This is a genomic window from bacterium SCSIO 12643 (assembly GCA_024398135.1).
In the GTDB taxonomy this organism is placed as follows: Bacteria; Bacteroidota; Bacteroidia; order Flavobacteriales_G; family Salibacteraceae; genus CAJXZP01.
The window spans coordinates 830018-844944 of record CP073750.1; the positions used below are offsets into that span (position 1 = coordinate 830018).

Sequence of the window (14927 nt, forward strand, 5' to 3'; positions counted from 1 at the left end):
TCAGACCAAACCTTTTTTAAATAAAGGGTTAAAACATGATTTATTTTATTCACAATTAGGCTCCTTTGCGAATAAAAATCTGTGGATTATAATCCTGAGGATACTTGGCAGGAATATTTTTATAGAAGTTCTCCATATAAAGGAAATCTTTTTCAAAATCACCACTTGGATGAAAAACATGTCCTATAAAAACTTCTTTTTTCTCATAGTCCGCATATGCCAATACGATTGGCACATTTACTGCCATTGCAACTCTATAAAATCCGGTTTTCCATTTTTCAACTCTCTTTCGAGTTCCTTCCGGAGTAAACAACATTGCTAATTCATCATGTTCCGCAACAATGCGTTTTAATTGATTAACAAAATCTATTGAAGTCTTTTTCCGGTCTACACCTATCCCTCCCATCCATTTAATCAAAAAACCATACGGTGTTTCCACATGCTCCTTTTTAATAAGGTATTTCCCTTTTACACCTAGCGACCACATAGAAGGCATTGCCAAAAAGAAGTCCATATTGGATGTATGTGGAGCAGCAATTAAAACATATTTTTTTAATGTTTTTGGAATCTCTCCAACTAGTTTCCAACCATATAACTTAAACAATAAACCTGCGAACCACTTTTTCATATTGACAAATGTATATTCGACACCTTATCTATAAGGTATTATTCTAAAAACATTTTATTGAAATTCACCAAATATACTCGATCAGTAGCCCTGGTTATTGCTGTATAAAACCACCTTAGTAGATTTTCATCAACCATATCCTCAGTCAAGAATCCATGATCAATAAAAACTGCAGCCCATTGCCCTCCCTGTGCTTTATGACAGGTTACTGCATATGAAAATTTACACTCCATAGCATTAAAGTATGGATCGCTCATCGCTTTTTGTTTCGCATTCTTGGATTCTCCTTGCGCCAAATAATCCTCATAAACGTCATAAAACAACTGCTTCCTATCAGCTATTGTCATTGAAGGCCCCTCAATAGATAAACAATTCAGCCAAACCTTTAAATCCACATCAGGAATTCTATCGTCTACAAATCGCACATTCAAATCCGCAAATTTCTGCCCATACATTTCATAAACACCTAATACTTTCCTTACTTCCATAGATTCTCCATTGGCAATGAAATCCGTTTTATCTTCTTCATCTTTCAACCAGTGATAATTATTGCGAACTCCCATTAGAAAATCACCCGCCTCAATTTGTTCTTCTCTAAATAACAATCTATTTCTTACCTCCTGATTAAATTGATTGGCGCGTTTGTTAGACCTGGTGACAACCAAAACTTCTTCCATTCCATAATTCCCAATTGCTTCTTCCAGGCTTTCCTGAAGCTCCAAACCATTAATTGCTGATACATCGGGAAATTCGGTTTCAAATTTGATCTGATCTCTTCCACTTTGGAGTGATTTTCTTAGCAGAGTCGCATTATACAATATTCCTGATTGTTTGGTTTGACGAACCACATCATTCAACTCAAAAAGAGTTACGGGCATGTTAAAACAACTTTCTAAATACTGTTGATCCAATGCCGGAGAATAAGCCATATCTACTGGGGGTAATTGCGCATTATCTCCAGATAAAATCAACTTGCACCCCTTACCTCTATAAACATATCGCATCAAGTCTTCTAATACATTCCTTTCTCCTCCAAAGCCGGTAGAAATCATTGATGCCTCATCTACTATGAACAAAGTGTTAACAAAATTATTTTTTTGTAAAATAAAGTTGAAATCAGAACCATCATCCGCAAGTCGATAAATTCGCTTATGTATTGTAAATGCAGGCATTTTACAATAAGAAGACAAGACTCGTGCTGCTCTTCCTGTGGGGGCTAAAAGAACCACTTTTTGATTTTTTGACACTGTTTTTGCCAAATGTGCCAAAATAGTAGTCTTACCTGTACCCGCATATCCACGTAATATAAATAGCCAGAGTAATTTTCTTTGGGTAATGAATTCTTCCAAATAATGAAAGGCTTCCAGCTGATCATTAGTCGGTTCAAATTGGAATGATTTATGCAGAAATGTACCCAAATTTAATGTATTATTACGGCTGCAAAATAAATTGAATTTATGAGCCGTTACAAGCTATGCATTTCAAATAAAAAAAATTGTAGTTTTGTGCGCGTTCGATAAAAAATACGGATATATATTATAAATAAAACATGAAAGATTCGATATCAAAATTTGCCCCTGGAGTATTTATTATTCTTTTAGGAATAGGATTAGTAGGGTTTGGAAGCTCAAGTGGTCAAAATCAAGTATTCCTTATAGCAGGAGTATCCATTCTATTTGCTGGTATAATTACTATCCTAAATGCTTTGGGAAAAATCAGCAATAAAATTGCTACTGGAATAGCTGCTGTTCTACTTCTTCTTTCAGGTTATTTGGCTTATGCAAATTATCATTCAATTGATGAGCCAATTCAATTCATGAGAAAGAAACAAGCGATTTATGCTGAGGTTATTCAAAATTTGAAAGATTTACGTCAAATCGAATTAACTTATAAAAAAGAAAACAGAGTATTCTGTGGTAGCATGGATACTTTAATGCACTTCCTACAACATGATTCTGTTAATATGGTAAAAATGTTTGGTGATGTGCCTGACACTTTAACAGAAGCAGAAGCATTAGAACAAGGAATCATTAGACGTGATACAACTTTATACCCTGCTATGGAGATTGTATTTAATGACGATTATATGAAAACAAGAGATGCTAAGTTTCCTTTAAATGTAGAAACTTTAAGATATGTACCTCACTCAAATAATGTAGAATTCTCTATTGAAGCTGGAGAAATCACACGTTCAAGTGGTGCTAAAGTTCAGGTTTTCGAAATTGTTGATGCCGCACCTTTTGATAAAAATGATGTTATGCGTGTAGGTTCTATGGTAGACCCAACTACTGCGGGTAACTGGAAAGAAGAAAAATAAACTGGTTGGTTATAAAACCTTTATTTAAATATTACAAAAACGGAAGCAGCTTTGATATCAAAGCTGCTTCTTTGTATTCGGTAGCTTTACATGCTGATCAAAATAGCTATACTATAGGTATTTCTAATCCCAAAACAGGTCTACTTGTCGGACTTGAGAAATATGAGGTCCATACGATTCAAGGATTAGAATCCGATTCTTTTTTTGATTCTGAGTACATCAAAAATATATTATCTCATGCCTCTCAAACCACCTTATATTCAACCATATCTAAATTTACTTTAATTCCAAGCTTATTCTTTGATCAAAATAAAATTGACGAGCTACATCTCAATGTTTTTGAGTTAAATATAGATGAATCTATTCAATCCAGATTTATTCCAGAAATAGATAGCTATATCCTATTTCCGATTAAATCAGCTTTAAAGAGCAAACTTCAAACTAAAATTGGACATATAGATTTCCATCATCATTTCGCTTCACTTATTTCTACGTACCATTTGTATTACGCTACCGAAAATGATAACTCAGCATTTATTCAAATGCATTCAAACTCGTTTTCATTATGTCTGTTTGAAGGAAAAAAAATGATATTGTTCAATTCATTTGACTTTAAAACACCTGAAGACATTATATATTACACTTACTATTCTATCGAACAATTTAACTTTTCTCCTGCGGAAACTTTAATTCATATTGGAGGATCATACGATCGAAAACCAGAAGTTATCTCAACATTACAAAGATTTTCCTCTAAAATTTTCAATCTCAAACCAGATGAATTAAAACAGACAAATGATCAAACATCAGACGCTTTAATTAATACTATTTTTGATTTACAATGCGGATAATACAGGGGAAATACAAATCAAAAAGAATCATAGCTCCTAAAAACCTTCCTGTTCGACCAACTACGGACATGGCGAAGGAGGGGATTTTCAATGTCATTAATAATGAATTTTATTTTGATCAATTAACCGTCCTGGATTTATTCTCTGGAACAGGGAACATTTCTTATGAATTCGCTTCAAGAGGTGCAAAATCTATTACTTCTGTAGATATCAATTACAATTGCACAAGATACATCCACTCTATGATCAAAGAATTGGGCTTCGATCAGGTTTCGGTGATTAAGTCAGATGTGATTAAGTATATAGAAACCTCCAAAAGTGTTTTTAAGCTAATATATGCAGACCCTCCTTACCAAATGGAAAATCAAGATCAAATGATTGAAGCCATTATGGCAAGTAATTTGCTTCAAGCGGGAGGTTGGTTTATTATCGAACATGATCCCCATCATCATTTTGATCATATCAATGGCTTTATTCAACAAAGACGCTATGGTTCGGTTCATTTTAGCATCTTTGAAAAAAATTGATTGTTATGCGTAGGATTGCAGTTTTCCCAGGTTCATTTGATCCCATCACAGTTGGTCATGAAGACATTATTAAAAGAGCTTTGCCTTTATTTGATAACTTGATTATCGCTATCGGGAATAATTCAAATAAAAAGTATTTATATAGTCCTGAAGAACGTAAAACTCAGATTGAACGCGTATTTGAAAATGAACCCAAAATTGAAGTTAAAATCTACAACGGATTAACTGTTGATTTTTGTAAAGATCAAAATGCGCAGTTTATCCTTAGAGGTATTCGAACCTCCGCAGATTTTGAGTTTGAAAGAAATATTGGCTTAATGAATTTGGATATGGCTCCTAATGTAGAGTCTGTATTTATTATAAGTCGTCCGGAATATTCGGCTTTATCTTCAAGTGTGGTACGAGACATTCAAAGGCATGGTGGCGATATTTCTAAATATGTACCAAAACAGATTTTATAAATGCAGAAAGCACTTGGTTTTCTTCTTTTATTTTTAGTTCAAATTGCTTTAGGTCAAAATGTTGACCTATCGGGTGAGGCCCTATTTTTTAAAAATGAGCCTATTCAAATTTTTAAAATCGAAAATGCGCTTACCAAACAAAAAACACTTATTGCTGAAGAATATATTTTAGCAGATGGCAGCTATCAATTCAAATTTAATCTAGACCACGCAGAAGAGCTTATCATAAAAATTGAGATGCGTGAAATCAGGATTAAAATACATCCCAACTCGTCTCTTAAGATTAATTTCTTCCCTATCAAATATGCCGATAATCAACGAAACCCTCTCAAATATGAGGTTTTGTACCATTCGGTTCCTCCAAACACCGCTGTAGACTCTATTTACCAACGAATAGAAATTGACTTTGCTAATTTGCAGTTAAACAATACTCCCAAAGGAAATCTTAATTCTAAATATGATTCCTTTTTCTCTAAATCTGATTCAACGTATAATGATTATATCATAAACGATTCTTTGTTTAATAATTATTATACCTACCTCAAAGCAGAAGCTTATCTTCAAACGGATGTTTCCAAACAAAAATTGATCAAACATTACATTTTAGCAAAACCTATTTTATACGGAGATCCCTCCTACTTAAGATTCTTTAAGTTTTTAATGAATACCCGACTGAATAATCTTATTGCTAAAAATGGACAAGCATTTCAAAAAGTAAAAGATGATTATCAGATTTATAATTCATTCATGGACTTTGCTAAAACAGATGTGTTACTTCAAAATGAGGAAATCAGAAGTTTGGCTATATTACTATACATAAATGGGGCATCATCCAATCATAATTTAACAAAAGAGCAAAAAGCATCTATTCTTAATCAAATTTCAAATTTCTGTGCATATCCACTTCAAAAAGAAGCTGCGCTATTTTTACAGTCACACAAAAAATATCTTAAACCAAATGCAGAGGCACCTCATTTCAAACTATTGGACAAAAATGGAAATGAGTTTTCTCTAGAGTCATTCAAAGGTCATCCGGTATATCTGGGGTTTATACATTCTCAAAGTGGAGTTTGTCAACGTGATTTAAAAGTAATAGAAACTCTAAAAAAGAAATATAAAAAGGTTAAGTTTTTAATGGTCATTACCGATCGTGATTCTATTCATCTCGTAAATCTTCCTCCTGAATCACAAAATCTAAAGTACTTATTCCTAAATAACGAATACGAGGTATTAGAGAAATACCAAATCTGGAGTTATCCGGTTTATTTCTTATTAAACTCTCAAGGGTATTTTATTCAAGCTCCCGCCAAATCTCCCTCAGAAATGTTTGAGTTTTTTGCGCATGAATTTGTAAAAAAATCAAAGCGTAAGAGTTATGAAATAATTAGCGATTGATTTTTGTACAGCTTCACTCCTTTTTTCAGTAATTCGCCTATAATCGGATAAGACTTTTTCAATAAGTCTTTAATATCTCCCTTCTCCTTCCATTCCACCTTATCAATCCCCTCTTCTAATTGCGGCACCAATTCTCCATCGAAATCAGATTTCATCAAATACCAAAAGGTCTTTTTCAACACCAATCCTTTACGATCATACATGTGAAATGTATTGGCCAAATGTTTCGTAATGGATAAATCGGAAATACCACATTCTTCTTCTACTTCACGCATTCCTCCAAACTCCGGACGCTCTCCTTTTTTAAGATGTCCTTTGGGTAAATCCCACTTTCCATTCCTGTGAATGACCAAAAACTCACCTTTCGAATTAAAAACCATTCCTCCTGCTGCCTGAACATAATGGAATTGTTGAACAAATGTCATCCACAATTCATCAATGTCATAATGGGTTATTGCCGTAGGTTTCTTCACTTTTCCGGTCTCCATTCCCCACACTAAATCAACCAGTTGCTTTCCATTCTCAAATGGAAATACCTGGTATTTTTTTTCCTTTAAAATATCACCATTATCTGTTAAAATAATAGGAGTTTTGTTTACAAAAACTTTATACATTTGTGTCCATGCTTAAAGATCATTCATCGCTCAAAGTAGCAGAATTTTTATTACAAATCAAAGCGGTTGTCATACAACCTAAAACCCCTTTTACATGGGCTTCGGGCTGGTTGTCTCCAATGTATTGTGATAACAGAAAAATTCTCTCCTATCCGTTAATACGAACATTCATTCGCCACGAATTTGTAAAGAAAATTGAAGAAGCTTATGGCAAGCCTGATGTGATTGCTGGAGTAGCTACAGGAGGTATTCCAATTGGAGCTTTAGTGGCTCAGGAAATGAATCTTCCTTTTATCTATGTCCGTCCAAAACCAAAAGGACACGGTTTAGGTAATCAAATTGAAGGTGTCTTTGAAAAAAATCAAAATGTGGTTGTTATCGAAGATCTTATTTCTACCGGTAGTAGTAGTTTAAAGGCGGTGGAAGCACTTCGTGCAGCCGAATTAAAAATCAAAGGTTTAGTTGCTATTTTTAGCTATGGATTTGATGTGGCTAGTGATAATTTCAAAGAAGCTAAATGTGACTATCAGGTACTTACGGATTATGACACTTTGATTGATCAGGCCATCAAAAGTAATTTGGTAGAGCTATCTCAAGTTGAGTCTTTAAAAGATTGGCGTAAATCTCCTTCTACCTGGAGTCCTAAAAAATAATACCATGCTCACCATTGAAAGTAATACTGTTCAGGTAAATCATTCCGCACAAGAAGTATTTGATTTTTTGTCTGATTTAAATAATCTACAAAAATTAATGCCTGAAGATAAAATTGAACACTGGACATCTACATCTGAAAACTGTCGATTTGGAATTAAAAATCTGGCAACCATCGGAATGAAGCACAAAGAATTGAATTCACCTGCTTCTATTACATTAGAGTCTGAAGGAAAAAATCCATTTGATTTTACACTTACCATTTTTATCAGGGAAAATAACGAAGATGTTGATTCCTACTTTGTTTTTGATGGCGATGTCAACATGTTTATGAAAGCAATGGTTTCGGGGCCCTTAAAGAAATTCTTTGATACGTTGGCAGGCAACCTACCTAAAGCAATGGATTAATATTTAGGAACTTCCATCTTAATTTGGTGCATTCCGTAATGTGCTATTTCTCCCAGATGATTTCTTACTTTGAGTTGCCCTAACTCGTCTACTCCAAGAACCGTAAGTTCGGTTTGTTTACCATTTAGTGTGAAATTTGTTTTTTCATTTAAACGGTACAAAGCATTCTGATACTCGGAATCTAATCCTTTGGGTGATCTCTTTAGCATCAAATATCTTTGTTCTAAATGATAGGATAGCTCCGAAAACAGCATCTCTAAATTACAACCTATTCCGGTTTCCAATACTATTGAAGTTGCATTAACATCTTCTGCAAACTGGTTCTGATTTACATTAATCCCAATTCCAATAATTGAACTTCCCATGTAATCTCCTTTTGTTGAAGATTCAATCAAAATACCTGTAATCTTTAAATCATTGATATAAATATCATTGGGCCATTTGATTCTCGCCTTATCAATCAAATATTTATCCAGCAAATCTTTTATGGCTAATGAAACCGCCTTTATCAAATAAAACTGCTGATCGGTTTTCAAAAAAGAAGGATAATATACATAACTGGCCAGAATGTTTTGATTTGGACGACTCAACCAAACATTCCCCCGTTGCCCTTTTCCTTGCGTTTGATACTTGGCTACAAAAGCAGTTCCTTCAATTACTTTTGCATTTTTTAACGCTTCAGCAGCCAATTCATTTGTAGATGTAGTCTCATCAAATCTACGAACTATTTTCCCGGTAAAAAGTGTATCCAAATCCCCTCTATTTTCGTTACAAATTAACTTTATTTAACCAAAACAATAAGCTGAAATTCACATAAAATTATAGTAAATCACAAATAGTAAGTAAACACTCAATTTTCTCTCTCTGAAAGCATTTTGATGAAGATATTTTCTAAGCATTTAGTTATCTTTGCAGCCAATTTTAGATAATTAATGGCCAAAGATTCCGAAAACAAATCGAATTTGACTTTAGTAGACATTGTCATTAAAGGCATACAAGAGAAAAAAGGTAACGATATTTGTGTAGTTGACTTAACAAAAGTTCTGAATGCTTATTCCGATTACTTTATTATTTGCTCAGGAACATCAGACACCCACGTTCAAGCCATTTCGGATAGTATTGAAGAAATGACGCGTACAGTTCTACAAGAAAAACCTAGTAGAGTTGAAGGCTATCGTGAGGCAAACTGGATTCTAATGGATTACTTTGACACCATGGTTCATGTTTTTAAAGCTGAAGAAAGAGCACATTACGACCTGGAAGGGCTTTGGGCAGATGCCGAATTAAATTACATTACAGACAACGAAGAAATTACAAATGAGTAATAAAGAAAATAAACCTTCAAGCAATAATCCATTCTCAAGTGGTAGCAAAAAGAATTCTCCAAAGGGTGGCGGATTCAATTATTACTGGTTATACGCCATTTTTGCGATTGGATTAATTGGATTAAACTTATTCAATTGGTCTCCTCAACCTGATAACATCAATTATGGGGAGTTTAAAGAAATGGTTCAGCGTGGTGACGTAAAACGTGTTGAAATCATTAATAAAGAAATTGGTAAGGTTTACTTGAAAGACGAAGCCATAACCAAAGAGGAATATAAAGATCAGCCTTTTTCTAAAAAAGGCTCTGAAAACAGTTTTATCCCAAGAGGGCCTCAATTTACTTTTAATATTCCGCAAGCAGATTTCTTTGGAGAAAATCTGAATAAATGGCAAGAAGAATATGGACTCGAGTATGATTATATTAAACAGGAAAACTGGTTTGGAGATATCATTGGAATCCTACTCCCAATTGTACTTTTAATTGGTTTCTGGTTTCTAATTATGCGTAGAATGGGTGGCGGAGCCGGTGGCGGTGGCCAGATCTTCAACATCGGTAAATCCAAAGCTACTTTATTCGATAAAAACGATACGGTAAAAACTTCATTTAAGGATGTTGCTGGTCTGGAAGAAGCCAAAGAAGAGGTTACGGAAATCGTTGACTTCCTAAAAAACCCAAATAAGTACACTTCTCTAGGCGCGAAAATTCCTCAGGGCGCTTTATTAGTCGGCCCTCCCGGAACAGGTAAAACTCTTTTGGCAAAGGCAGTTGCAGGTGAAGCGCATGTGCCGTTTTTCTCTTTATCCGGATCTGATTTCGTTGAGATGTTTGTCGGTGTGGGAGCTTCCAGAGTTCGTGACCTTTTCAAACAAGCTAAGGAAAAATCTCCATCAATCATTTTCATTGATGAGATTGATGCAATTGGTCGCGCGAGAGGAAAGAACGCTATGCAAGGGTCAAATGATGAAAGAGAAAACACTCTGAATCAGCTTCTAACAGAAATGGATGGATTCGGATCAAATTCAGGGGTTATCATTTTAGCAGCAACCAACCGTGCTGATATCTTAGATTCTGCATTACTACGTCCTGGACGTTTTGACAGACAAATCCATGTAGATTTACCTGAAATTACTGAACGTAAAGCAATTTTCGAAGTACATTTAAAACCGCTAAAACTGGTTGAAGATATTGATATCGATTTTCTGGCAAATCAAACTCCTGGGTTCTCCGGTGCTGACATTGCCAATCTTTGTAATGAAGCAGCTTTAATCGCTGCAAGGAAAAAGAAAAATCAGGTAGAAAAACAAGACTTCTTAGATGCCGTTGACCGTATTATCGGTGGATTGGAAAAAAGAAGTAAAATTATTGCTCCGGAAGAAAAGAAAACCATTGCTTTCCACGAAGCAGGACATGCTACTACTTCATGGCTATTGGAACATGCATTTCCATTGGTAAAAGTCACAATCGTTCCAAGAGGACGTTCATTAGGTGCGGCATGGTATCTTCCTGAAGAAAGACAAATTACCACGACAGAACAACTATTAGATGAAATGTGTTCTGCTCTTGGAGGTCGTGCGGCCGAACAAATTATTTTCGGTAAAATCTCTACGGGAGCTTTAAGTGACCTGGAAAAAGTAACCAAACAGGCCTATGCGATGGTGACATACTACGGCTTAGATGAGAGTGTAGGGAATATCAGTTTCTATGATTCTTCTGGTCAACAAGATTATTCTTTCCAAAGACCATATAGTGAGAAAACTGCTGAAAAAATTGATTTAGCCGTAAGTAACCTGGTAGAACGAATGTACCAGAAAACGCTTAAGTTGTTGGAAGAAAATAAGGATAAGTTGACTCAACTTGCAGAGACTCTTTTAGAAAAAGAGGTCATCTTTAAAGATGATCTGGAAGCTATTTTTGGTAAGCGTACATTTGAATCGGATGTGATTAAAGAAAAATTAGTTAAAGAGCAAGCCGAAGCTAAACTTGCCGCAGCTAATAATGAAACTGAAGAAACTAAACCTGAAGAACCAGTTCATAAAAATGGAACTGCGGATTCGGCTGTAGCTGAACAAAAAGAAGAATCGTAAATCGATATTATTCTTTCAGATTTGATGGTGAATCTCCTTAAATTGGAGTAACTTTACTAGGATTAAAAAGTAAACATATGAATGCATTAAATAAAGACGGTTGGGTAAGTATTTTAACTTCAAATCACGAGTTAGATATCAACCTAAAAAAATCCAAATTAGAGTCTCAGGGAATAGAAGCGATCGTATTTAATCATCAGGACTCCATGCTTAAATCGTTAAATGATACTGATTTTATGGTTTCATTATACGTGCATGAAAATGATATTGAAAAAGCCAAACAGATTATTGAATAATCAATAATTTCCTCTCCAATTGATTACTAGAGCCATTTCAGGATTAGTCTTTATCTCAATCATTATTGGGACATTGATTTGGGGATTTTATCCTTCGCTAGTACTCTTTGCTATTATTGGTTTTATAGGAACACTTGAATTTTATAAGCTTTCGAATAAGTTTAGCTCGCCTTATAAATACAGTGGCGCTATATTTAATAGCTTATTCATTCTATCTGCGGGATATTTCATTACGACTGGAACAGCCTTCTGGGCGTTTTCTGTATGGATGCTATTTATCCTCATATTTATCTTTCAGCTACTCAGTAAAAAATCTGAAACGTCCATTGTAGATATCTCTGTAACTATTTCCGGGGCTCTGTACTTAGCCGTACCGCTATTAAGTCTACTTGTATTAGCGATAATATCTGCAACTTATACAATTGACTTTAATTGGAAAATACCATTGTCCATATTTATTCTTACGTGGGTCAATGATACCGGAGCATATTTATCTGGAAGATCCTTTGGAAAGCACAAACTATTTGAACGTATTTCACCTAATAAAACCTGGGAAGGGTCTATTGGAGGTTTGTTACTAAGTATTGTTGCCGGAATCGTTCTGCATACCTTCTGGAATACTTTTGAACTTCCGATTTGGATCGGGATCTCTGTATTGGTTAGCGTATTTGCTAATATCGGTGATCTAATGGAATCAGCATTTAAACGCAATGCTGATGTAAAAGATTCAGGATCAATTATGCCGGGCCATGGTGGTGTACTAGATCGCTTTGATGCGGTGTTATTAACAGCTCCTGTGGTTTTAGCCTACTTATTAACCTTTCTAGATTTATAGCGACAATTAATTTACATTTGCCGAAATTCGAACTATGCGATTACATAAAGAAGGAACTGTTAGCATTATTCTTGCGCTCATTTTTGGGTCTTTCCTTGTCTATCTAAGCACGATTTTTTCTGAATATTTTATTATTCGATTGATTCTACAACTTGGCGCTGTATATGTTGTTTGGATGGTCATTTATTTCTTCAGAAAACCGCATAGAACCTGTTCTCCTGTTGAAGGTAATATCTACTCTCCTGTAGATGGTAAAGTTGTGGCTATCGAACGTGTATTTGAAGATGAATACCTCAAAACCGAATGTCTTCAGATTTCTGTTTTTATGTCTCCATTCAATGTACATATCAACTGGTCTCCGGTATCAGGAATCGTAAAGTACTTTAAATATCATCCAGGAAAGTTCTTAGTAGCCTGGCATCCGAAATCTTCGACTTTAAACGAAAGAACTACCTATGTAGTAGAAAATGAAAACGGAAAACCGGTGTTATTTAGACAAATTGCCGGAGCGTTAGCACGTAGAATTGTTCACTATAAAGAAGAAGGTGATCAATTGGATGCTTGTGAAGAATTCGGCTTCATCAAATTTGGTTCTAGAGTAGATGTCTTCATACCTGTAGATGCAAAAGTTCAGGTTGAATTAGACCAAAAAGTTCAGGGAAGACGAAGTGTTCTGGCGGAATTTTAATTCCTATAAAATCGATAAAATTTCATTGAGGTGATTCACCTCGTAAGTAGGGTCAATAATCAAGTCCTCTTTTTCAGGATTAAATAAAATGCCATCCATCCCCACTTTCTTAGCGCCTTCAATATCCACGAGTTGATTATCACCAATCATCAGACTTTCTTTAGCCTGTGCATTCGTTTTATTTAAAGAATATCTAAAAATAGCCGGATCGGGCTTTTTATAACCTGCTTGCTCTGAAGTAATAATTTCCTCAAAGAAACTACTCAAACCACTATTTTCAATCTTAATCGCTTGAATTTCTTCAAAGCCATTGGTAATAATATGCAAAGTATAATTCGAAGACAACTCCTTCAATACATCAATCGCATTTGGAAATAAAGCAGTTTTATACGGGCTATGTTCCACGTAATAATCTGCAACATCTTTGCTCAAATTCTTATCTTTTACGCCCAGATGAGATAAGGATTGTCTAAAACGCTCTGTACGTAGAGTCTCCTTACTCATTTTTCCATTACGATAATCCGCCCACATTTTGTGATTATACTTTTCGTATATATCGATAAAATCAGTTTCCTGACTCACTCCTTTATCGTTCAAATCAAAGTTTACGTAGATTTCTTTTAAAGCCAATCTGGAATTGGTTTTAAAATCCCATAAAGTGTGATCTAGATCAAAGAAAATGTGCTTATACTTTCTCAATGCGCCTGAAATATAGATTTAATTAAATGTATAATTGGTTGAATTACCGGTTCAGAAAGTAAAGGCAATAAGATCGAAATCGGAATGAGTACTACCGCGTAAACGCCTACTACCTTATGTTTTCCAGGGAAAAATTTTGCGACAATTAAAGCCGATACCGGAATTGAAATAATTGGAGCCAAAGCTGCAATTCCCATAATTCCATACCTGATTTTTACATGCACCATGGTTCTCGCCTTTTTTGTAAATACCGTTTTCTTTTTATCCGCGGTCCCCATCAATTCATCAAACCACCCGAATATTGCCACCCCAAAATAATAGAAAACGATTGCTCCCAGGAGTGCTCCGATATAGGTAATGATCATGGTTTTAATCATTCCATAACCTGCAGCCAGCATCAGCCCCGGAGCTAGAAGCAATTTAGTTCCTGCAAAAAAGACAAAGAACAGAATACCTAATACATCCGACATAAACTATTCCTTTTTACCAAAAGCCAAATCTCCTGCATCACCCAATCCAGGAACGATATACGATTGAGCCGTCATCTCCGAATCAATAGCACCCGTCCAAATTGTAACATTTGATTTGACATTCTTCTTTACGTATTGAATTCCTTCCGAACTGGAAATCACAGATACAATATGTACATGTTTTGGATTACCATAAGCCTCTAACAGAGCTTCGTAACTCAATAACATCGACTGTCCGGATGCGAGCATAGGATCACATAAGATTAATGTTCTTTCCTCCAAATCCGGACTTGAGATATACTCTACTTTCACTTCAAAATCATCAGGAGCCACATGCATTCTATATGCCGAAACAAAGGCATTATCTGCCCGATCAAAGTAATTTAATAATCCATAATGTAATGGTAGTCCCGCACGCAAAACTGTCGCAATCACAGGTTGTTTCTCCATCAGATTAATATCACATTGACCTAATGGAGTTGTGATTAATTCCGAAGAGTAATCTAATCGCTTACTAACCTCATAAGCAAAGATTTCCCCCATTCGTTCAATATTCCTCCTAAAACGCATGGAGTCTTTCTGGATGTCGACATTTCGAATCTCCATAATGTATTGGTTAAAAATTGAATTCTGTTCCCCTAAATTTATAACCTCTACCATCTTAGTACTTTTTAAA

19 protein-coding genes are annotated in these 14927 nt (G+C 35.1%); 12 read left to right on the forward strand and 7 right to left on the reverse strand.

Annotated features, from left to right (window positions below):
* Positions 1-55 precede the first annotated feature (55 nt).
* Complete coding sequence (locus KFE94_03610; GenBank protein UTW67213.1) at positions 56-628, reverse strand: 1-acyl-sn-glycerol-3-phosphate acyltransferase; 573 nt, start codon at positions 626-628, stop codon at positions 56-58.
* 38 nt (positions 629-666) lie between these two features.
* Complete coding sequence (locus tag KFE94_03615; GenBank protein UTW67214.1) at positions 667-2046, reverse strand: AAA family ATPase; 1380 nt, start codon at positions 2044-2046, stop codon at positions 667-669.
* Positions 2047-2177: 131 nt separating this feature from the next.
* Here KFE94_03615 and KFE94_03620 point away from each other — a divergent pair, with 131 nt between their 5' ends.
* Genes KFE94_03620 through KFE94_03640 form a run of 5 tightly spaced genes read left to right on the forward strand, consistent with a single transcriptional unit; the run spans position 2178 to position 6179 of the window.
* The gene (locus KFE94_03620) at positions 2178-2945 is read left to right on the forward strand and encodes a hypothetical protein (protein UTW67215.1); all 768 of its coding nucleotides are present in this window, start codon (positions 2178-2180) and stop codon (positions 2943-2945) included.
* 5 nt (positions 2946-2950) lie between these two features.
* Positions 2951-3796 carry a DUF3822 family protein gene (locus KFE94_03625; protein ID UTW67216.1) on the forward strand — a complete coding sequence of 282 codons (846 nt, stop codon included), beginning with the start codon at positions 2951-2953 and terminating at the stop codon, positions 3794-3796.
* Positions 3787-4323 carry an RsmD family RNA methyltransferase gene (locus KFE94_03630; protein ID UTW67217.1) on the forward strand — a complete coding sequence of 179 codons (537 nt, stop codon included), beginning with the start codon at positions 3787-3789 and terminating at the stop codon, positions 4321-4323. Before KFE94_03625 ends, KFE94_03630 begins: the two co-directional genes overlap by 10 nt.
* A gap of 5 nt (positions 4324-4328) precedes the next feature.
* A complete protein-coding gene (coaD, locus tag KFE94_03635; GenBank protein UTW67218.1) occupies positions 4329-4784 on the forward strand; it encodes a pantetheine-phosphate adenylyltransferase in 456 nt (151 codons plus the stop codon).
* Positions 4785-6179 (forward strand): redoxin domain-containing protein, encoded by a 1395-nt coding sequence (locus KFE94_03640; GenBank protein UTW67219.1) that lies wholly within the window; start codon positions 4785-4787, stop codon positions 6177-6179.
* Here KFE94_03640 and KFE94_03645 read toward each other — a convergent pair.
* Positions 6158-6793: an NUDIX domain-containing protein gene (locus KFE94_03645; GenBank protein UTW67220.1), complete on the reverse strand. Its 636-nt coding sequence runs from the start codon at positions 6791-6793 to the stop codon at positions 6158-6160. The two genes, KFE94_03640 and KFE94_03645, sit on opposite strands and share 22 nt — an antisense overlap.
* An 8-nt stretch (positions 6794-6801) precedes the next feature.
* Here KFE94_03645 and KFE94_03650 point away from each other — a divergent pair, with 8 nt between their 5' ends.
* Together KFE94_03650 and KFE94_03655 are read left to right on the forward strand one after the other, a co-directional pair.
* Complete coding sequence (locus KFE94_03650; protein ID UTW67221.1) at positions 6802-7446, forward strand: orotate phosphoribosyltransferase; 645 nt, start codon at positions 6802-6804, stop codon at positions 7444-7446.
* Between the two features lie 4 nt (positions 7447-7450).
* Positions 7451-7852, forward strand: a complete 402-nt coding sequence (locus KFE94_03655) for a hypothetical protein (GenBank protein UTW67222.1) — start codon at positions 7451-7453, stop codon at positions 7850-7852.
* On the opposite strand, the gene KFE94_03660 is transcribed toward KFE94_03655, so the two are convergent.
* Positions 7849-8604, reverse strand: a complete 756-nt coding sequence (locus KFE94_03660; protein ID UTW67223.1) for a biotin--[acetyl-CoA-carboxylase] ligase — start codon at positions 8602-8604, stop codon at positions 7849-7851. The genes KFE94_03655 and KFE94_03660 overlap by 4 nt on opposite strands.
* 180 nt (positions 8605-8784) lie before the next feature.
* On the opposite strand from KFE94_03660, the gene rsfS reads away from it, so the two are divergent.
* The 5 genes from rsfS (at position 8785) to KFE94_03685 (ending at position 13082) form a co-directional block, all read left to right on the forward strand.
* On the forward strand, positions 8785-9177 hold the full coding sequence (gene rsfS / locus KFE94_03665) for a ribosome silencing factor (protein UTW67224.1): 393 nt from the start codon (positions 8785-8787) through the stop codon (positions 9175-9177).
* Positions 9170-11263, forward strand: coding sequence for an ATP-dependent zinc metalloprotease FtsH (gene ftsH / locus KFE94_03670; protein UTW67225.1), 2094 nt, complete (start codon positions 9170-9172; stop codon positions 11261-11263). The genes rsfS and ftsH overlap by 8 nt, the downstream gene beginning before the upstream one ends.
* A 77-nt stretch (positions 11264-11340) precedes the next feature.
* The gene (locus tag KFE94_03675) at positions 11341-11559 is read left to right on the forward strand and encodes a DUF2007 domain-containing protein (protein ID UTW67226.1); all 219 of its coding nucleotides are present in this window, start codon (positions 11341-11343) and stop codon (positions 11557-11559) included.
* A 19-nt stretch (positions 11560-11578) separates the two neighbouring features.
* Complete coding sequence (locus tag KFE94_03680; GenBank protein UTW67227.1) at positions 11579-12394, forward strand: phosphatidate cytidylyltransferase; 816 nt, start codon at positions 11579-11581, stop codon at positions 12392-12394.
* Between the two features lie 34 nt (positions 12395-12428).
* Complete coding sequence (locus tag KFE94_03685) at positions 12429-13082, forward strand: phosphatidylserine decarboxylase family protein (protein UTW67228.1); 654 nt, start codon at positions 12429-12431, stop codon at positions 13080-13082.
* Positions 13083-13085: 3 nt separating this feature from the next.
* Here KFE94_03685 and KFE94_03690 read toward each other — a convergent pair whose 3' ends face one another.
* From KFE94_03690 to upp, 3 genes are read right to left on the reverse strand one after another with little or no spacing between them, the layout of a single operon-like run.
* Positions 13086-13781, reverse strand: coding sequence for a YjjG family noncanonical pyrimidine nucleotidase (locus KFE94_03690; GenBank protein ID UTW67229.1), 696 nt, complete (start codon positions 13779-13781; stop codon positions 13086-13088).
* Positions 13778-14251, reverse strand: coding sequence for a hypothetical protein (locus tag KFE94_03695; protein UTW67230.1), 474 nt, complete (start codon positions 14249-14251; stop codon positions 13778-13780). Before KFE94_03695 ends, KFE94_03690 begins: the two co-directional genes overlap by 4 nt.
* Before the next feature lie 3 nt (positions 14252-14254).
* Positions 14255-14911, reverse strand: coding sequence for a uracil phosphoribosyltransferase (gene upp, locus KFE94_03700; protein ID UTW67231.1), 657 nt, complete (start codon positions 14909-14911; stop codon positions 14255-14257).
* Between the last annotated feature and the right edge of the window lie 16 nt (positions 14912-14927).